We start from the raw sequence: 19,453 nt of genomic DNA, 5'->3' as shown, positions 1-19,453 counted from the left end.
TGATCGTTGGTGAACGCTTCCCGCTTGTCCTGTTTGCGCACGGGATCGGCCACTTTGATTTCTGAATAAGCCGTGGGCATTCTATCCATCAAGCCCTTTCGGTGGCACCAAGCGAGGAATGTCATCAATTAACGGAGATAGTTGTTCACACCAGTCGGTGATAACTTGGGCAAGTTCTTTTGTTCAGCTACGTCAGCCAATTCTTCTAGAGTGTATCTCTCTGCATCGGGAAGCTTAAAAAAATTGGGGGGAAGCCGTGCGATCAGATCACGTACTCGTTCGCAGTCTCCTTTGATGATATCACTTACTGGCTTGTCGTGGCCAAGGACTTGGAAAATCACCACCAAGTACCCTCTGATCGATTTTTGTTTTATCGGTACGCAGCTTGTTGGCGTTGCTAAGAAACTTTTCCATTAGCGCAGTGAGGCTAGGTGTTGGCTCCGGCGGCGTGGTTAGTTGTTCACCAAGAGAAACAAAGTCTTTTGGCCTACCAGTTTCTAAATCCACAGAATTAAGGTTGGGTGAATCGTGCACTGCTCGACCTTTAAACTGTGCCAATTAATATCGACTGACTTTGACCTGCGCCCCTAAAACTCCGCGCAATGCTGGAGGGAACTTGGGGCACAGGTCATAGGGATAGAGAATGCAATCAATAAAAACAACGCCTTAGAGGCGGAGTTCCGTCTTGCCAAAAGGTGGGTGGCGGAGACGAAGGGATTCGAACCCTCGAGACCCTTCCGGGCCTACTCCCTTAGCAGGGGAGCGCCTTCGACCACTCGGCCACGTCTCCGCTGACGGGGATAGCCCTGTTGGGGTGGGGGATACAAGTCGGAATTTACTTAGATCTGAAAAAAAGCGAACGAGTTAGTCCAAGTTGGACATAACGCTCAAAAACTGCCGTTTTACCGCGATAGCGTCGACGGTCATTAACACGTCAGTTGATGGCCTTGCGTCACTTGCGAGTAGGGTCGCGCCTGACGTTTCTGGATTGCAGGAAACGGCGACTGGAACTGCGCGCGGGGTGAAGAGTTCTGGGTGGGTGCAGGCAATGATCGCTGCTGGATCGTGCAGGGAGCAGCCGTCATGTTTGCCGACTGTCGTGTAGAAATGTAAGTAAAAGCGGCTCATTTTATTGATTAAAGCACCAAGGCGGGGGGCGGCGGCTTCCATCGCGTCGAAATATGAGGCGGTGCAAAGGATGCGGTGGGTAACGTCCAGGCCTACCATCGTGATGTTGGCGCCGGATGCAAAGACACACTCGGCAGCATGAGGATCGTGGTAGATGTTCGCCTCTGCATGGGGGGTAATGTTGCCACCTTCTTCAAGCGAGCCGCCCATCAAGACGATACGTCCAACATTCTTTGCAAACTCTGGATCCAGGTCCAAAGCTGCGGCAATATTAGTGAGCGGACCGATGGGGCAAATCACCAACTCGCCCTTAAGCTCGCGGGCCATGCGAGCCAGAAATTCAGGCGCGGTTTCTTTGATTTTTGCGCCCCTTGGTTCAGCGGCAGGGATGTCGCCAAACCCCTCTTCGCCATGAACAATCGCAGTCGGGGGAAAGGGGGGGAGTTCGCGCGGTTGGGACAGCCCTTGCGCGACGGGCACATTTTCGTGGCCGAGCCATTCCAGCAAGCGCAGTGCATTGCGCGTCGCCATTTGCGTGGTGACGTTGCCAAAGATTGTTGTAAGGCCGAGCAGCTCGATTTCGGGCGCAGCCGCCGCATAGAAAATCGCCATGGCGTCGTCGATACCGGGGTCCGTGTCGATGATCAGTTTGACCTGTTTAGGCATTGAAATCGCTCATTAGAATGGGAAAAGGCGAAGCTATCGCCCTTCCTGTGGTTTGACCAGTCCTAGCCCTGACACAAAAGAGCAATATGAATGAGGCAGGCGATCAACGCGCAGATACGCGGGTGAATGTCGTAGGCCGCTAAATAGCACAAAAGCGCGAAAGCCAGATTGATGATGTCCAGAGTTGAAATCCAGACACTGATAAGTTGCTTAAGCCACATCATGGGGTAAAGTCCTCATATTCGCGGCGGGCCCACCTTGGGTTAAGATGTTGTCGACATGCACAAATTCGCACGAATGGCGGAATGGGTCAGTCACACAGAGTTGCCCTGAAATCGTGAAAAGATGCCTTGTGTTGGCTAAAGGAGTATCTAGTTGCCTAAAGTTTCCGAAGATGTCCGCAAAGCGTTTGGCAAGGCGGTAAAGCGTGCCAGATCGCTCAAGCCATGGACGCTCGACGAGTTGGGCGCAGCGATGGAACCATCCGCGGGGAAATCATTCATCTCAAAGGTTGAAGGCGGAACCAAAGAGGCGCTGGATACGCGCACTGTAGGTCGGTTTATCAAAGCGCTTTCCCTTGATGAAGAATGGATCGACAAGTTTCTTGACGTTGAAGCCACTGACGAGGCTGATGAGACTAAAGCAGAACGCGACGCAGATCGCATCGTTGCGCGATTGGCCAAAGAGGGCCTGACTGCGGGCAAAAGCGATGAGTTGCTGTTTCAATTGGCAATTACCTATGCGGAGGGGAAGACCCGAGATTTGGAAACCGCCTATGTGGCTGTGAAAAAAGCGCTGGAAATATTCGAGAGAATGCAAGCGGCAGGCGAGGTCGCAGACAATGCCGACGGCCAGTATCAAGGGCTGATGGCAGAGGTGGCGCGGCTCAATTTGCTGGGGGATATGGACGGCGCTGCACTTGCGCTGGATGACGCGATGGCGCGGAACGAGCAGGCGCGGGAAAAGCTGTTTCAAGATCAATTGGGACAAGATCGCATTCGAAATCGGCCCGATTTAGCTGCGAAACGGTTGATCGCGGATTTGCACCGACAGGCACCTCCGGGCGGGGTGTTTGGGGCAACCAATCAGCTGTGCACTGATTGGATGAATGATGGTTATAGGTCAGGGGACATGTTCAAGCTGCGTGTTGCACTGGACCTGGCAAAGGCAAATTATGAAAAAGCGAAAGGTAAGCGGGGTTTGGAGGCCCTTGCGTTGGATGCTCTTGGCGCAAGTCATTTTTACATCGCACAGCGATCTTCAAATGAACGGCATCTGACGATAGCGCAAAATGCGCTTGAAGGCGCCATCAAACGAACCAGCAAATCGAAAGAACCTAATAGTTGGGCTAGAGCGATGGTTATGATTGGAACTGTTTTGTTGGAAATGGGTATTCGGGATGGTGATGCATCGATTTTGGGCAATGCAGTCGTCGCATTGCGTGATGTAGTAGATGTTGGTGTGCTGTTGGATAATTCAGTTGTCTTAAGAAATGGCTGGGGAACTTTGGGCAATGCCTTAGCCAAGCTGGGCGAGGTGACAAAAGATGCTCAAACTTTGAGAGAAGCGGTTGAAAGCTTGGAAACGGCTTTGGCATTTGTAAGCAAAACTAAAGCGCCGCTCGATTGGAAGACAGCACAAAACAACTTGGGCCTCGCGCAAAGATATTTTGGAGATGTAACTGACGATTTGAGTGTGCTCGTGATTGCACGCGACACCTATGCATCATGTGAAGCATTGGGCTATCAAAAAGAAGCACCGTTCAGTTGGGCCGTGCTCCAATGGAATATAGCCGATCTTGCGCTTGCGCGGTATCGGTTGGACCCTGATCCGGCCCATTTGAAAGACGCGCGCGAAAGAGTCACCCAAGCGCGGGCGTTCTTTGTGGACGGGTCGGACTATCAAACCGAACGTTGCGACGACTTGCTTGCGAAAATCGACGCTGCTGAAGCCGCCTAAGTGTTAAACAAGAAGTGCAGCACGTCGCCGTCTTTGACGATGTAAGCTTTGCCTTCTGCGCGCATTTTGCCAGCTTCTTTGCTGCCTTGCTCGCCATTGTGTTCGATGTAGTCGGCGTAAGCGATGGTTTCGGCGCGGATGAAGCCTTTTTCGAAGTCGCCGTGAATGACGCCGGCGGCTTGAGGCGCGGCTGTGCCTTGGCGGATTGTCCATGCGCGGGCCTCTTTGGGGCCAACGGTGAAGTAAGTCTCTAGGTGCAAAAGCTCGTAGCCTGCGCGGATAAGGCGATCGAGGCCGGCTTCTGCGAGGCCCATTTCTTCAAGGAACATTTGCGCTTCTTCAGCGTCGAGTTGGCTGATTTCTTCTTCGATCTGCGCGGAGATAATGACGTGGGAATTACCCTGAGCGGCGGCCATCTCTGCGACAGCTGCAGAGTGCTCATTGCCTTCCGAAGCCTCGGATTCGCCAACGTTGCAGACATAGAGAACAGGTTTGGACGTCAAGAGTTGCAGCAATTTCCATGCTTTTTTGTCTTCTGCGTCGACGTCAACTGTTCGTGCGGGCTTGCCGTTTTCAAGGGCCTCTTGCGCGGCGGCAAGAAGGCGGTCCTGTTGAACCGCTTCTTTGTCGTTGCCTTTAATTTTACGCACGAGCCCCTGACGGCGTTTTTCGACGCTTTCCAGATCGGCGAGCATCAATTCGGTTTCGATGGTTTCTGCGTCTTCAACAGGGTTCACGCGGCCATCGACATGGGTGACGTCGCCATCTTCAAAACAGCGTAGCACATGGGCGATCGCATCCGTTTCACGGATGTTGGCAAGGAACTGGTTTCCTAGGCCTTCGCCTTTGGAGGCACCTTTGACGAGGCCTGCGATGTCCACAAAAGTCATGCGGGTTGGGATAATTTGTTTTGAGCCAGCGATTGCCGCGAGTTTGTCGAGGCGTGCGTCTGGAACGCCAACGTCTCCGACGTTTGGCTCAATCGTGCAGAAGGGGAAGTTTGCGGCCTGCGCGGCTGCGGTCTTCGTAAGCGCATTAAAGAGCGTGGATTTACCAACGTTCGGAAGTCCGACGATACCCATTTTGAAACCCATGACGCTCTCCTTTGTATTGGTGCGCCTCCATATGGCAGGTTTTCCTATACGCGCAAGGGGATTGAGCGCGCTTTTGCGCGCGCGCAGGTTTGACGCGGCCATGAAGGCCGCGCGCGTTTGGGGCGCTGCCCCCGTCTGCCTTTGGCAGTCTCCCCCGAGATATTTTAGGACCAAAGAAGCGATGATCCGTGGTTTTTAGGGGAATATGTGCCGCGCCTCTTGCGAAAGGGCACGCTTTCACGGCACATGCGAGGTGAGTTTTACGAAGGATGCCCCTATGACCCGGATTGACGCTAAATTTGCAGAGCTGCGCGCAAGCGGTAAGAAAGCTTTTGTGTCTTATATTATGGCAGGTGATCCTGACGAAGCGATCTCGCTTGAGATCATGAAGGGATTGCCAGCGGCGGGCGTTGACGTCATCGAGCTTGGCTTGCCCTTTACTGACCCTATGGCAGATGGGGCGACGATCCAGCTCGCCGGGCAACGCGCACTTGATGGCGGTATGACTTTGCAGAAAACGCTGGATATGGCGCGCGCATTTCGTCAGGCGGATGATACGACGCCGATCGTATTGATGGGCTATTACAATCCGATTTACTCGCGCGGGGTTGAGGCATTCTTGAAAGATGCTGGCGAGGCCGGGATTGATGGATTGATCGTTGTTGATTTGCCGCCAGAAGAAGACGCTGAGCTGTGCATTCCAGCGCAAGCTGCCGGGTTGAACTTTATTCGCCTAGCGACGCCAACGACGGATGATGGGCGCTTGCCGCGGGTGCTACAAAATACCTCTGGTTTTGTTTATTACGTGTCGATCACAGGCATTACAGGCGCTGCGAATGCAGAGGGCGCGGATGTTGGCCCTGAAGTTGCTCGGATCAAATCGCAGACAGATTTACCCGTGATTGTTGGTTTTGGTATCAAAACACCCGAAAAATCACGAGAGATCGCAGGTTTGTCCGATGGTGCAGTTGTTGGCTCTGCGATTGTGGAGCGGATCGCTGCGGGTGAGAGTGTCGCGGAAGTGCTCGCCTTCGTTAAATCACTGGCAGATGGCGCACATAGCGCCTAACGGGCCTTCAAAATTCTGAAAATTTGTAATGAAGCGCGCGGGGAAACCTGCGCGCTTCTTTGCTTCTTGTGTGAAACTCGATGATTTGGTAACTAAATATTACCAATTTTTCGAAAGCGAGTCCCATGGCGGTTATCACCGAGATTAACGATTTAAAGCGTATCTATAAGCGGCGCGTGCCAAAGATGTTTTATGACTATGCGGAAAGCGGCAGTTGGACCGAGCAAACCTTTCGCGAAAACACCTCTGACTTTGATCAATTGCGTTTGCGCCAACGCGTTGCCGTGGACATGTCTGGCCGATCGACCGCGAGCCAGATGATTGGGCAGGACGTTTCTATGCCCGTTGCGCTTGCACCGGTTGGATTGACAGGGATGCAGTGTGCAGATGGTGAGATAAAGGCGGCAAAGGCCGCAGAAGCCTTTGGCGTTCCGTTTACCTTGTCCACGATGTCGATTTGCTCAATCGAAAAGGTGGCTGAACAGGTGAGTAAGCCCTTCTGGTTTCAGCTCTACACGATGACCGATGAAGACTATGTGCGTCGTTTGATTGATCGCGCAAAAGCTGCAAATTGCTCGGCTCTTGTGATCACTCTTGATTTGCAGATTTTGGGGCAACGGCACAAAGACCTTAAGAATGGCTTGTCCGCTCCGCCCAAGCTCACCGCAAAAACGATCGCGAACCTAATGACCAAATGGTCTTGGGGTTTGCAAATGCTGGGAACGAAAAATCGCGGGTTTGGCAACATCGTTGGGCATGTCGAGGGCGTTTCCGATGCTGCCGATTTGGGGGCATGGACTGCGGAGCAATTCGACCTCAGCCTTGATTGGGCGAAGATCGCGAAGATCAAAGAGATGTGGGGCGGCAAGGTGATCTTGAAAGGTATTCTTGACGCCGAGGATGCCAAAATGGCGTTGAAAGTCGGGGCAGATGCGATTGTCGTCTCGAACCATGGTGGGCGCCAGCTTGATGGTGCGCTCAGCTCAATCAAGATGTTGCCAGCGATCATGGATGCGGTAGGCGACGAGATTGAAGTTCATTTAGACAGCGGTATTCGCTCGGGACAGGATGTGTTGAAGGCTTTGGCATTGGGAGCAAAAGGCACCTACATCGGGCGCGCGTATATTTACGGATTGGGCGCGATGGGGCAGGCGGGCGTGACCTCTGCGCTTGAGGTCATTCACAAAGAACTCGATATTTCGATGGCCTTGTGCGGAAAGCGCAGCGTCAGCGATTTGAGCAAGGATGTTCTGCTTGTGCCTGAAGGATTTTCCGGAAACTGGGAATAGCGATCCAAGACGTGCTGTGATTTAGCGGGTTAGCTCGATCAGGGCGCGGCGTCGGCGAGCGTTGCGCTCTCTTTCGCCTTGCGCGATGCTCAAGTTGAACGCCTGAGCAACAAATTGAATGTGCGCGCTTGTTGCGTCTGCTGCGCGATCTGGCGCGCGTGCATAGATTGCCTCGGCAATGGCGCGGTGCTGGGTGAGTAGCGCCTCGCTGCTTCCGTCGAGCGCGCTCAGGAATGTGCGGCTGTAAAAAACATCTTGCTGCATTAACGCATAGACAGATGCCATCGTGTGGATCAGCAGAAAATTGTGGCTGGCATCTACAATAGCGATGTGAAACTGCGCGTCCAGTTTGCGGGCGGCGTCGGAGTCGTTGCTAAGATGTGCTTGCTCCATTTGCTCCACGATCGCGCGAATGATGCTTATATCATCCTCTGTGGCGCGTTGTGCGGCAAGGCTCGCGGCAAAGCATTCCTGCTCATGACGAAACTCAAGATAATTCGCGAAGGCCCCCTTTTGACGTGCATAAAGATTCACGAGAGCGGGCGAGATAGCCTCTCCAACAAGGGGCGCTACGAAAGAACCTTCGCCGTGGCGGACCTGAATAAGGCCAGAAAGCTCTAGCTCTTGCAAAGCCTCACGCACTTTGGGTCTTGAGACTTGTAGTGCTTCGGCCAAGCTGCGCTCGGACGGGAGGCGCGCACCGCTTTTTAAGACGCCGCTTGTGATCATTTCCTCTACGCGGTTCACAATGGCATCAGAGACTGAGCCATGTTCGATCGGGTCAAAAAGTGAACTTTGAATCGGTTTCATGTCACAGCCTTTAGGAACGGTGCTTGCTGCTTACGCTATAGGAGCCATGCCTGAAAGCCAACCAAGGAGGGTGATGCGAGACGTTCGTTATGCGGCTGGGGGATTTTAGTATAGCGTTAAACTAAATGCTATGCAGTAGGCGCATAACGCTATTTGTCTGAAGCCCTATCTATGCTAATTCTGGCGTGGTACGTGACCTATAGCGACGAACGGGGGGCAAGGATGTCGAAGTCCTAAATTTCCTGAATCGTTTGGAGTGGGGGAGATGTGCGATTAGGGGGTATAGTTTTACGTTAAACTTTATCGCACTCCCGTCGGCGAAAGCGCGAAAGAGGGAAAAATGAACGAACAAAATCAAGATATTGACCCAATTGAATCGCAGGAGTGGCAAGACGCTATTTCTGACGTGATCGAGCGGGACGGCGCGAACAGAGCGCACTATTTGTTGGACAAAGCAGTTCAGCAAGCGCGCGCGGCAGGCGCACAGCTACCGTTCTCGGCGACAACCCCTTATCAGAACACGATCCCTGTTGATGACGAGGTTGACGTTCCCGGCGATCAGGCGATGGAATGGCGTATTCGTACGATCAATCGTTGGAATGCAATGGCTACAGTCGTCCGGCGGAACAAGGTGAGCAGCGAATATGGGGGTCACATTGCGTCGTTTGCTTCTTCTGCCGTAATGTATGACGTCGGGCTGAACCATTTCTGGCGCTCCAAATCTGCGATCCACGGCGGCGATCTGGTGTTTTTCCAAGGTCATGTGATCCCTGGCATTTATGCGCGCAGCTTTATGGAGGGTCGCCTTACGGAAGAGCAGATGGAGAACTTCCGTTCTGAGGTGAATGGTGGCGGATTGTCCTCTTATCCGCACCCATGGCTGATGCCCGACTATTGGCAGTTTCCAACCGTTTCCATGGGTCTTGGCCCGTTGATGGCGATCTATCAAGCGCGGTTCATGAAATACATGCACAACCGTGGTCACATCGACATGGGCGACCGCAAGGTTTGGGTCTTCCTTGGCGACGGCGAGATGGACGAGCCTGAAAGCCGCGGCGCGATTGATCTGGCGGCGCGCGAAGGTCTCGATAACCTGATCTTTGTTGTGAACTGCAACTTGCAGCGTCTCGACGGGCCTGTGCGCGGCAACTCCAAGATCGTGCAAGAGCTTGAGGGCGGTTTCCGCGGCGCGGGCTGGAACGTGATCAAACTGCTTTGGGGCAAGGGCTGGGATGCTCTGCTTGAAAAGGATACGACGGGCCGTTTGCGTCAGCTGATGGATGAAACGCTTGATGGCGATTATCAGACGTTCAAATCCAAGGACGGCGCATACATTCGCAAGCATTTCTTCGGCAAATACCCTGAAACAGCGGCATTGGTCGAGGATTGGACGGACGAGCAAATCTGGTCCTTGCGTCGCGGCGGTCATGAGCCGAAGAAGGTTTACACGGCCTTCAAGCGCGCGACCGAAACCAAAGGTCAACCGACCTGTTTGCTGGTTAAGACCGTTAAGGGTTACGGCATGGGCACTGCTGGCGAAGGCCAGAACACCACGCACCAGCAAAAGAAAATGGCGGAAGATCAGCTTCGTGCTTTCCGTGATCGTTTTCAAATTCCGATTAGCGACGAAGACCTGCCAAAAGCGCCGTTTGTTTCGCTAAACAATCAGCAAAAAGCCTATTTGCTCGAGCGCCGCAAAGAGCTTGGTGGTGAATTCCCCAAACGCGAATGGCGTGATGCGCCGAGCTTGGAAATCCCGCCGCTCGAAAAATTCGAAGCGCAACTCAAGAGCACCGGCGATCGAGAAATTTCCTCAACAATGGCCTTTGTGCGCATTCTGACCACGCTTTTGCGGGACAAGAATATGGGAAAGAATGTTGTGCCGATTGTGCCGGACGAAAGCCGCACATTTGGTATGGAAGGGTTGTTCCGCTCCGTCGGTATCTACAATCCGAAGGGTCAGAACTACACGCCGGAAGACCGCGATCAGATGTCCTATTATAAGGAATCGACCGACGGTCAGGTTCTGCAAGAAGGCATCAACGAAGCGGGCGCGATGGCCGATTGGATTGCGGCGGCGACGTCTTATTCCAACCACGGTGTGCCGATGGTGCCGTTCTTTATCTACTATTCCATGTTCGGCTTCCAACGCATTGGCGATCTGTGCTGGGCGGCGGGTGATAGCCGTGCGCGTGGCTTTATGCTCGGTGGAACGGCTGGTCGCACGACGCTGAACGGCGAAGGCTTGCAGCATGAGGACGGCCACAGCCATATCCTCGCGGGCACGATCCCGAACTGTATCAGCTACGATCCGACTTTCTCTTATGAGGTCGCGGTTCTGGTGCATCACGGTTTGCAGCGCATGTATGTGGATCAGGAGGATGTGTATTTCTACCTCACGCTGATGAACGAGAATTATCAGCATCCCGACATGCCGATGGGCGCGGAAGAGGGGATTATCAAAGGTCTCTATCGTCTTAGCAAAACGGCGAAACCTGCGAAGAAGCATGTGAACCTGATGGGCTCTGGCACGATCCTCGTGCAGGCAATGAAAGCGGCGGAAATGCTGAAGGAAGACTTCGGCGTGACTTCTGATATCTGGTCCGCCACCAGCTTTAACGAGCTGGCGCGTGATGGTCAGGACGCAGAGCGCAACAACCGATTGAACCCGCTCGCGGATGAGCAAGTGCCTTATGTGACGCAAGCTTTGAGCGGGGCCAAAGGTCCTGTGATTGCCGCCACCGATTACATGAAGAACTACGCAGAGCAAATCCGCGCCTTTGTACCGCAAGAATATGTGGTGCTTGGAACGGATGGTTATGGTCGCTCTGACAGCCGTGTGAACCTGCGCCGCTTCTTTGAAGTGGACGCCAACCACATTGCCGCCGCCGCGATGGTGCAGCTTTTCAAAGAGGGCACGATTTCCGAGAAAGATCTGAAATCCGCGCTTTCTAAATACGACATTGACGGCGCTAAGCCGAACCCCCGTTTGGTTTAAGTGGGGAAGGAGAACATATTATGGCTATTGAAGTAACAGTCCCCGACATCGGCGATTTCACCGACATTCCCGTGGTCACGGTTTTGGTGAACGTGGGTGATACAATCGCGATCGAAGACCCGATCGTTGAACTTGAGTCGGACAAAGCAACGATGGAAGTGCCGTCTTCTGCGGCGGGCGTGGTCAAGGAAATCAAAGTGTCCGAAGGCGATACCGTCTCTATGGGCAGCCTGATCCTGATCCTTGAGGGCGAGGGCGCAGCAGCTGCCCCAGCCGAAGCGCCAAAGGCAGCAGCGCCAGCCCCTGCGGCCGCGCCAGCGCCAGTTGCAGCCGCAGCGCCAGTTACAGACGCAGGTTTTGGCAAAGCACACGCAAGCCCGTCTGTACGCGCCTTTGCGCGCAATCTTGAAGTTGATCTTGCCAAGGTGAATGGCACGGGTCGCAAGGGTCGCATCCTGCGCGAAGACATTACCAAGTTCTTCAAATCCAGCACTGCCCCTGTGGCTGCTGGCGGCGGCGCAGCGGGCGGCATGGGCATTCCACCGATCCCAGTTGTGGACTTCTCCAAGTTCGGCCCTGTTGAAGATGTGGAAATGCCCCGCATCAAGAAGCTGTCCGGCCCTGCGCTGCACCGCTCATGGCTCAACATCCCGCATGTGACGCATAATGACGAAGCGGATATCACCGACCTCGATAAGTACCGCAAAGAGATGGATACGATGGCCAAAGAGAACGGCTATCGCGTGACTTTGTTGTCCTTCGTGATCAAGGCCTCTGTTTCGGCTCTCAAGGAGCATTGGGAATTCAACTCCTCGATCCACCCTGACGGTGACAAGCTGATCAAGAAGGATTTCTATAACATTGGCTTTGCAGCTGACACGCCGAACGGCTTGATGGTACCTGTGATTAAAGACGCGGACAAAAAGGGTCTGGTAGAGATTTCCAAAGAGCTGATGAGCCTCTCCGCGGCCGCGCGTGAGGGCAAGCTCAAAGGACCTGACATGCAGGGCGCGACCTTCACGATTTCGTCTCTGGGCGGCATTGGCGGAACAAGCTTCACGCCAATCGTGAACGCGCCTGAGGTTGCGATCCTTGGATTGACGCGCTCGAAGATGGCACCTGTCTGGAACGGCGAGGAATTCGTACCGCGTTTGATGCAGCCTTTGTCCTTGTCCTATGACCACCGCGCTGTCGATGGCGCTTTGGCCGCACGCTTTGCCGTGACGCTGAAGACGCTGCTCGGCGATATGCGCAAGTTGATGTGGTAGGGGGCAGAGATATGGATATTCAAGTTCCCGACATTGGTGATTTCACCGACATTCCCGTCGTTTCTGTTCTGGTTTCTGTTGGCGATACCGTCGCCGCAGAGGACCCGCTGATCGAGCTGGAAAGTGACAAAGCCACAATGGAAGTTCCCTCCCCAGCAGCGGGTGTCATCAAGGAGATCAAGGTCGCTGAAGGCGACACCGTTTCCATGGGCACTGTCATTATGGTGTTTGAGGGCGCGGGCGCGGAAGAAGCAGCCCCCGCGGAGGCACCAGCAGCAGCGCCGCCTGCGGCTGTTGCAGCGACGGGCACAGCCAGCGGTGCGGGTGATGTGCACGGCGAGGTGGTTGTTCTTGGCTCTGGCCCGGGCGGTTACACGGCAGCCTTCCGCGCGGCGGATTTGGGCAAAAAGGTTGTTTTGATTGAGAAAAATCCGACCCTTGGCGGCGTTTGCCTGAATGTGGGCTGTATCCCATCGAAGGCACTATTGCATGTGGCCAAGGTCATCACAGAGGCCGAAGACATGGGCGCGCATGGCGTGTCTTTTGCCAAGCCGAAGATTGATCTGGACGAATTGCGCAGCTTTAAGGACAGCGTTGTGGGGCAACTCACGGGCGGTTTGACGGGCCTCGCCAAGGCGCGCAAGGTGACGACAGTAAAAGGCACGGGCAAGTTCACTGGCCCGAACATGATCGAAGTGGTTGAGGACGGCAAGGTAACGACCGTCAGCTTTGATCAATGCATCATCGCCGCTGGCTCTGAGCCTGTGCATCTGCCGTTCCTCCCCCATGACGACGAGCGCGTGATCGATTCAACCGGCGCGCTGGAACTCAAGGACATACCCAAGCGTATGTTGGTTCTTGGCGGCGGAATCATCGGTCTGGAAATGGCCTGCGTTTATGATGCGCTGGGCAGCAAGGTGACGATCGTTGAGCTGATGGATCAGATCATTCCGGGCGCTGATAAGGATATCGTGAAACCTTTGCACAGCCGTATCAAAGGGCGTTACGAGAATATCCTTCTGAAGACCAAAGTCACCGCGATGGAGGCCCAGAAGAAGGGGCTGAAAGTCACGTTCGAGGATGCCAAGGGCGAAGTCACAACTGATACTTTCGACAAGGTTCTGGTTGCAGTGGGGCGCACGCCCAACGGCAAAAAGATCGACGCAGAAAAGGCGGGCGTTGCAGTGGATGAGCGCGGCTTTATCGCCGTGGACGGCCAGCAGCGCACGGGCGTTAACCATATCTTCGCGATTGGTGATCTCGTTGGCCAGCCTATGCTCGCCCACAAAGCTGTGCATGAGGGCAAAGTCGCGGCAGAGGTCTGCGCGGGACACAAGCGCCACTTTGATGCGAAGCTGATCCCGTCCGTCGCCTATACCGATCCAGAGGTCGCTTGGTGCGGCGTGACGGAAACGGAAGCCAAGGCAAAGGGCATCAAGTATGAGAAGGGCGTGTTCCCTTGGGCGGCTTCTGGCAAGGCGCTCTCGAATGGGCGCTCGGAAGGCATGACCAAGCTCCTATTCGATCCCGAAGATCAGCGCGTCATCGGCGGCTGTATTGTCGGCGTTAACGCGGGCGATTTGATTGCCGAAGTTGGCCTTGCCATTGAAATGGGCGCGGATGCGGTTGATCTTGGACATACAATCCACGCGCATCCAACACTGTCAGAGACGGTGAATTTTGCCGCAGAAATGTTTGAGGGCACGATCACAGACCTGATGCCGCCCAAAAAGAAAAAGCGCTAGATCGACATACGCTATTGGTAAGCCGCTCGTGCATTGTTGCGCGGGCGGCTTACACGTTTTGTTGTGGAAAAAACCGCGCCAATAACGTTAGCTGCAAGGCTTTTCTGATCCTTACACTGGATATGTTGACTAAGAAAGCAGCTCGCTCGTTCACGAATAGAGTAGGGGTTGCCCTATCTTGTTGACCATTAATCTCTTTTGGCTTCATATTTATCGAAACTGGCTGGGGGGCCGTAATGATTGCACTAATATTGATTCCGCTCGCCTTGGTGTTCGCTTTGTCTAATGTTCTTGAAGACGAAGTTGAACGTGTAATCGAAGAGAATGGTTTGGACGGGTTCAACCCTGACGAAGAGTCTATCTATGATGACAAAAACGTCGAATTTGGAACCAACACTCCTGACGAATTGATTGGAACGCCTGAAGACGACGTGCTGTTTGCTTTGGGGCAAGCCGATGTCGTTTATGGTTTGGCAGGCGATGATTTGATCGAAGCGGGAACAAACAACGATACCGTGTTTGGCGGCGAAGGGGACGACATTTTAGGCGGTGGGAGCGGCGCTGATGAGCTCTATGGCGATGCTGGCGACGACGCGCTGTTAGGCAACAGCGGCGATGATCTGTTGGTAGGACGTGGCGGCGACGACCTTCTGATTGGCGGCGGCGGAGCAGATAGTTTAAATGGCGGACCGGGCGACGATTTGTTGATCAGCGGCAATGTTGAACCCGAGGATGACAGTGAGCGCGATTTGACGGCAACGGCGCTCGCGGTTTTGCGCGCCAGCGAAGCAGGTGCCATCGAAGATGTTGATTTTGACGCATTGGAAGCAGAAGGTGCTTTAAATGGCGTTGATGTCTCCTTTTTGAATGAAAGACCCGAGGAAACACAAGGCGGTGAGCTAAACGGTGGAGCGGGCGATGACACTCTCATTCTAACGGGGGGCGACACTGCAAGTGGCGGATCAGGCGAGGACCTGTTTGTCTTGAATGAGGACATGGCGCATGAAAATACTGTATTCGTGCGCGACTTCATTTCGGAAGATGACGTGATCGCGATTGAGTACGACGGAAGCGTCGCGCCCGAATTTGAAGTGCGGGACCGCGAAGAAGACGCTGTAATTTTCTTAGGCGACGACATCATCGCACGCATCGAAGGCGCAGCTGGTCTTACAATTTCTGATTTGCGATTGGTTCAAGCAGCCTAGAACGTCAATTTATTTTGACACAACGAAGTTTTTGCTCTCAAAATACAACATATTGAAAAGTTATTTGGGAGTTTTCTACATGCTGCGTTCGTTTATTGCGGTCTTGGTTTTAGTTTTTGGCCTTCCGGTTACCGTCTCGGCTGCGTCACTGGTTGCTAAGGTTGATGTCTCAAGTCAAACGATGACGGTTATTCGCTATGGCGAGGTGATCTATAGTTGGCCCGTTTCAACCGCTAGAAAAGGCAAAGTCACCCCGCGCGGCACCTATTCGCCAAAGAGCCTGTCGCGCTACCATAAGTCTAGCCTCTACAATAACGCTCCGATGCCCTACTCAATATTCTTTCGTGGAAATTATGCTGTGCACGGGACAAATCAGGTAAGCCGTTTGGGGCGACCAGCGTCTGCGGGTTGCGTCAGGCTGCACACGGCCAACGCGGCCAAGTTGTTTTCTTTGGTCAAGGAACATGGCTTTAAAAATACGCGGATCGTTGTTCAGAACTAGATCCTGAACAGGGGCGTTAGCCGTAAACTGCGCCCCAACGTTCAATCAGTTTTTGCTGCAAGGCTTTGGCGCGTCTATTCCAATCGCGCCCGCCGCGTGGGGCTTCTTTGTCCGCGTCCTTGATGCCGCGTCTGCGATTGGTGTCTGCACAAATCATTGAAAACGCGAGTTGTTTACCATCGGGCGCAACCATATAGCCGCTCAAAGCGCTTACGAAGTTTAGCGTGCCTGTTTTGGCGTTTACCTTGATCGGATGGTTCTTGATGATTTTGCGATTGGCATCGCGCATTGCAAAGGGTTTTAACAGCTCTGCAAACCCCGCGCGTCGGCGGGCAACCAGCATGGCATTGACCATGCCTTGTGCTGTGACTTTGCTCGCATCGCTAAGGCCAGAATGATCTGCAAAGCTTGCGTTGCCCATCTTGAGCGTAGAATTGGCCCAGCGGCTCATCTCGCCTGCTGATGCTTTCAGCGAGTTACTGCGCCCACCGCGCTTGCGTGTCGCTGTAAGCCCGACAACCTCAGCGGTCAGGTTCGTGGAATACTTGAGCATATCGCGCAAAATTGTGCTGAGTTGCGCGCTGGTGTGGGTGACAAGCGCGCGCGATTTTGGCCGCTTGGTGCTGCGCTGGGGTGTTTTCAAGACAATCCCGTGTGAGCGCGCGAAGGTCTGAAAGACATCGGCCGCATAAAGACCCGGCTTGCGCACCGGTAACCAGCGTGAACCGCCTTTGCCAAGCGCACCTCTGGCGACGCTCCATTGATCAAATCTGCCACCGTCTTTGTAAGTATAGACAGGTAAATCGCGAGCAGCGATTTGCATCTTGGAGATATAGACCTTTGGGCGATGTTTGTCCGAACGAGCGTCCATTTCGACAGAGTAGCCATTCCCTGCGCGACGCCATTCAAAATGAACACGGTTGAAATTCAGGTTTAGCCCTGAAATCGCAGGATTGTAACTGACGTGGTCTGGCTGGGAATTATCGACTTCACGAAGGTTAGGAAGCGTATTTTCGACGTAATAGAAATTGCCACGCACTTCGCGAATGCCTAGCGCCTTAAGCTTGGCCGCCATATTAGCCAAAGCGTTTGTATCGAGCGTCGGATCGCCGCCACCGATGAGGAAAAGATCGCCAGAGACGACACCGCCTGCGATAGAGCCATTCGTGCTGATGTGGGTCGCAAAGCGGTATCCAGCACCAAGGGTATCCAGAGCATAGAGCGCCGTAATTGATTTAGCGGTGCTGGCGGGCGGCAAGCCCTTTGCCGCGTTGTTGGTTTCAAGCAATTTGCCTGTGTTAAGATCAGCAACGGCAAAGCCGACCATGCCGCCAAGTTGGGCAGCATTGATAAGGGCGTCTGGAGAAGATGTATTGGGTTTTGGTTTCGTGCGCACCGAGCCGTTGCGCGCAACAGGTCGCAACGAGGACAGGGGGGCATTGGCAAATGCAACGTGACCAACTGAAGCCGATGCCGCAGCGGTCAGAAAAAAGCGTCTTGATAAAAAATTCGTCATACAATGGTTAATGCAAATTGTTGCGGTCTAAACAAGGCTATTGCGGTGCAACTCTTGGGCTTTTTACGGCAAAGTGATGGCACTTAACCTGTTTCGCCCTCTGTTGGCGCGCTTGGACCCATGTTAGCCCGCAAGTATGACAAAAGCGATATTGATAATGCTGGTCGCAATGAGTTGCATTCCAGCAGGCGACGCGGCGAGTAAAGTCCTTACCTCTCAACTCGGCGTTGCGCCGATCTATGTAGTTTGGACACGCTTTACCCTTGGAGCAATGATCTTGCTGCCCTTCACGTGGCGCGCGGGGCTTGGTGTGTGGCGAGATTGGCGTGTTTGGTTTCGCGCAGCGCTGATTGCGGCAGGCATAAGCTGCATCACACAGGCCCTTAAACATGCGGCTTTGGCGGATGTATTCGGCGCGTTCTTCATAGGTCCGATGATTAGTTTTCTGCTCTCGGTGTGGTTGCTGAAAGAGCAAGCCCGATTTATTCAAGCGATCTTAATCATGATCGGTTTTGCTGGCGTGCTTTTGGTTGTTCGACCCGGGTTCGATGTATCGGCGGGGCTGGGTTGGGCGGTTCTCGCAGGCTGCCTTTACGGATCGTTTTTAACGGCTTCGAGATGGCTTGCGGGAAGTGTTGCGCTAGGTGGTTTGATGTTGACACAAATGATCGGCGCTGTGATTTTGACAACCCCATTTGTGTTCGGGAACTTTCCAGAAATGTCTTTTGAAATAGGCGTGTTGACCGTATTCAGTGGAATTGGATCGATGGCCGGAAATGTTTTGATGTTATTTGCATACAAAATGCACGAAGCATCCAAGCTAGCACCTTTTGTGTATTTTCAACTCATTAGTGCTGTCATTCTTGGATGGGTCGTGTTCGGGGATTTGCCGGATCTTTATGCAATCGCTGGAATGGTGTTGATTGTGGCGGCAGGTATCGCTGTTGCGGTTCTGCAATCAAGATGGCCAATCCCCGCGCGCACGTAGCTCGCTAGAGGAAATATCGCGCATCGGGACATTCACAAACGCCCATGCAGGTGCTTCAGACGAAGCAAGCAAACGAGCACGGCGCCCCTTTAAGAGCGAATGGCGGTAAATTTGAGCGGCTGGAGCAGTTCGCCCCTCAATTCGCTCGCCGGGACGCGCAAGCACGCCGATTGGAACCGACGTCATGATTGCTTCCCAGTTCTTCCAAAGGTGGAACTGCCCGAGATTATCTGCGCCCATCAACCACGTGAACCGCGCGAAAGGAAATCGTTGCCGCAATGCGCGCTGGGTTTGCGCTGTATAGCGGGTTTGCATTTCGCTTTCTAAATCCAAAATGCGAACGCGAGGATGCTGCATGACTTTCGCAGCCTGCTCCATTCTCAGTTCGAGAGGCGCGGGGCCGTGGCTTTTGAGCGGGTTCCCGGGGGAAACAAGCCACCAAATCTCATCCAGATCGAACCGTTTGAGCGCTTCTAGCGTGATATGCACGTGACCTGCGTGCGCGGGGTCAAAAGAGCCGCCCAAAAGACCGATGCGTCTGCCGCGAGTTGTATGCGCCGTAGGTGTCATTATTTGCGTTTAGCGGGCAGGGGGGGATCGCGCAATCAAATGGATGCGGGGCAACCGTTGATTTCTTCAACGGCTTTTGTCCAAGCTGCCGCGCTATTGAAAGCGGCGTTCTTCCAATCCTCATCCGATTTGCGCGGCATGAGACCATAGCGGATCATATAGCCGGGGCGATAATCAGGTGGCCCAAGGGTTTGAATGCCAATGCAGGTGGCGCGAAAGAACGGATTGCTCGGATCGCGCATCTTATCAATGGAGGCGCGGATACCTGTCATCGTGGTGCGATCCAGAAAGGCAAACATCCATTGCGCGAGTTCACCGAGCACTACATGGGCGCTTTCATCGCGCACGCGCTGTTGATCGTATAGCCCGTAGGACGAGTAGGTATAATAGACCTGCACTGCATCATCATAGCGCTGCTCATCTGCGCAGGCACGCACGATGCGCGCCAATTCGGACGGGTGCATATCGTTGCGCAGCTCGCTCTGCGAAAGGCAGCCGAACTCGCGCGGCAAAGCGTCATTTGATTGCGCCGCAGCGAGCGTCGGAATAGCTAGAACGCCAAGTAATAAAGCAATCCGCAGCATCAAACCCTCCAATACAATTGCGCCTATCCTCGCATCCCTCTATGTGGATGCAAACTGAATTC

General features: G+C 53.8%; 16 protein-coding genes and 1 tRNA gene. 9 read left to right on the top strand and 8 right to left on the bottom strand.

Features of this window, described 5'->3' with window-relative positions; translation table 11 throughout:
• Window positions 1-700: 700 nt before the first annotated feature.
• From ACRBCU_RS09270 to ACRBCU_RS09260, 3 genes are all read right to left on the bottom strand, one after another.
• Window positions 701-790, bottom strand: a tRNA-Ser gene (locus tag ACRBCU_RS09270).
• A gap of 74 nt (window positions 791-864) precedes the next feature.
• Entirely contained in the window at window positions 865-1,794 is a 930-nt protein-coding gene (locus ACRBCU_RS09265) for a nucleoside hydrolase (protein ID WP_431365102.1), read from the bottom strand.
• 62 nt (window positions 1,795-1,856) lie between these two features.
• Window positions 1,857-2,018: a hypothetical protein gene (locus tag ACRBCU_RS09260; protein ID WP_431365101.1), complete on the bottom strand. Its 162-nt coding sequence runs from the start codon at window positions 2,016-2,018 to the stop codon at window positions 1,857-1,859.
• Between the two features lie 151 nt (window positions 2,019-2,169).
• Here ACRBCU_RS09260 and ACRBCU_RS09255 point away from each other — a divergent pair, with 151 nt between their 5' ends.
• Window positions 2,170-3,753, top strand: coding sequence for a hypothetical protein (locus ACRBCU_RS09255; protein WP_431365100.1), 1,584 nt, complete (start codon window positions 2,170-2,172; stop codon window positions 3,751-3,753).
• On the opposite strand, the gene ychF is transcribed toward ACRBCU_RS09255, so the two are convergent.
• Window positions 3,750-4,847 carry a redox-regulated ATPase YchF gene (gene ychF, locus ACRBCU_RS09250; RefSeq protein WP_431365099.1) on the bottom strand — a complete coding sequence of 366 codons (1,098 nt, stop codon included), beginning with the start codon at window positions 4,845-4,847 and terminating at the stop codon, window positions 3,750-3,752. The two genes, ACRBCU_RS09255 and ychF, sit on opposite strands and share 4 nt — an antisense overlap.
• A gap of 277 nt (window positions 4,848-5,124) precedes the next feature.
• Here ychF and trpA point away from each other — a divergent pair, with 277 nt between their 5' ends.
• Entirely contained in the window at window positions 5,125-5,916 is a 792-nt protein-coding gene (gene trpA, locus ACRBCU_RS09245) for a tryptophan synthase subunit alpha (RefSeq protein ID WP_431365098.1), read from the top strand.
• A 125-nt stretch (window positions 5,917-6,041) separates the two neighbouring features.
• Window positions 6,042-7,205 (top strand): alpha-hydroxy acid oxidase, encoded by a 1,164-nt coding sequence (locus ACRBCU_RS09240; protein WP_431365097.1) that lies wholly within the window; start codon window positions 6,042-6,044, stop codon window positions 7,203-7,205.
• Window positions 7,206-7,226: 21 nt separating this feature from the next.
• Here the strand turns inward: ACRBCU_RS09240 and ACRBCU_RS09235 are convergent, their stop codons facing one another.
• Window positions 7,227-8,015 carry a FadR/GntR family transcriptional regulator gene (locus ACRBCU_RS09235; protein WP_431365096.1) on the bottom strand — a complete coding sequence of 263 codons (789 nt, stop codon included), beginning with the start codon at window positions 8,013-8,015 and terminating at the stop codon, window positions 7,227-7,229.
• A gap of 340 nt (window positions 8,016-8,355) precedes the next feature.
• Between ACRBCU_RS09235 and aceE the strand changes: the two genes are divergently transcribed.
• The 5 genes from aceE to ACRBCU_RS09210 all read left to right on the top strand — a co-directional run bounded on the left by aceE (window position 8,356) and on the right by ACRBCU_RS09210 (window position 15,733).
• Window positions 8,356-11,013 carry a pyruvate dehydrogenase (acetyl-transferring), homodimeric type gene (aceE, locus tag ACRBCU_RS09230; protein ID WP_431365095.1) on the top strand — a complete coding sequence of 886 codons (2,658 nt, stop codon included), beginning with the start codon at window positions 8,356-8,358 and terminating at the stop codon, window positions 11,011-11,013.
• A 20-nt stretch (window positions 11,014-11,033) separates the two neighbouring features.
• Complete coding sequence (aceF, locus tag ACRBCU_RS09225) at window positions 11,034-12,281, top strand: dihydrolipoyllysine-residue acetyltransferase (protein WP_431365094.1); 1,248 nt, start codon at window positions 11,034-11,036, stop codon at window positions 12,279-12,281.
• Window positions 12,282-12,292: 11 nt separating this feature from the next.
• Window positions 12,293-14,026: a dihydrolipoyl dehydrogenase gene (lpdA, locus tag ACRBCU_RS09220; protein WP_431365093.1), complete on the top strand. Its 1,734-nt coding sequence runs from the start codon at window positions 12,293-12,295 to the stop codon at window positions 14,024-14,026.
• 236 nt (window positions 14,027-14,262) lie between these two features.
• Window positions 14,263-15,231, top strand: a complete 969-nt coding sequence (locus tag ACRBCU_RS09215; RefSeq protein WP_431365092.1) for a calcium-binding protein — start codon at window positions 14,263-14,265, stop codon at window positions 15,229-15,231.
• A 79-nt stretch (window positions 15,232-15,310) separates the two neighbouring features.
• Window positions 15,311-15,733, top strand: coding sequence for a L,D-transpeptidase (locus ACRBCU_RS09210; protein ID WP_431365091.1), 423 nt, complete (start codon window positions 15,311-15,313; stop codon window positions 15,731-15,733).
• A 16-nt stretch (window positions 15,734-15,749) separates the two neighbouring features.
• Here the strand turns inward: ACRBCU_RS09210 and dacB are convergent, their stop codons facing one another.
• On the bottom strand, window positions 15,750-17,249 hold the full coding sequence (dacB, locus tag ACRBCU_RS09205) for a D-alanyl-D-alanine carboxypeptidase/D-alanyl-D-alanine endopeptidase (RefSeq protein ID WP_431365090.1): 1,500 nt from the start codon (window positions 17,247-17,249) through the stop codon (window positions 15,750-15,752).
• A gap of 136 nt (window positions 17,250-17,385) precedes the next feature.
• Here dacB and ACRBCU_RS09200 point away from each other — a divergent pair, with 136 nt between their 5' ends.
• Complete coding sequence (locus ACRBCU_RS09200; RefSeq protein WP_431365089.1) at window positions 17,386-18,237, top strand: DMT family transporter; 852 nt, start codon at window positions 17,386-17,388, stop codon at window positions 18,235-18,237.
• On the opposite strand, the gene ACRBCU_RS09195 is transcribed toward ACRBCU_RS09200, so the two are convergent.
• Window positions 18,208-18,807, bottom strand: a complete 600-nt coding sequence (locus tag ACRBCU_RS09195; RefSeq protein WP_431365088.1) for a nicotinate-nucleotide adenylyltransferase — start codon at window positions 18,805-18,807, stop codon at window positions 18,208-18,210. The genes ACRBCU_RS09200 and ACRBCU_RS09195 overlap by 30 nt on opposite strands.
• Before the next feature lie 35 nt (window positions 18,808-18,842).
• Window positions 18,843-19,391 carry a hypothetical protein gene (locus ACRBCU_RS09190; protein ID WP_431365087.1) on the bottom strand — a complete coding sequence of 183 codons (549 nt, stop codon included), beginning with the start codon at window positions 19,389-19,391 and terminating at the stop codon, window positions 18,843-18,845.
• Window positions 19,392-19,453 lie beyond the last annotated feature (62 nt).

This window comes from Planktotalea sp. (assembly GCF_050633725.1).
Classification (GTDB): Bacteria; Pseudomonadota; Alphaproteobacteria; order Rhodobacterales; family Rhodobacteraceae; genus Planktotalea.
Note: the sequence above shows the minus strand (reverse complement) of the source record. Positions and strands in the feature narration are given on the sequence as shown.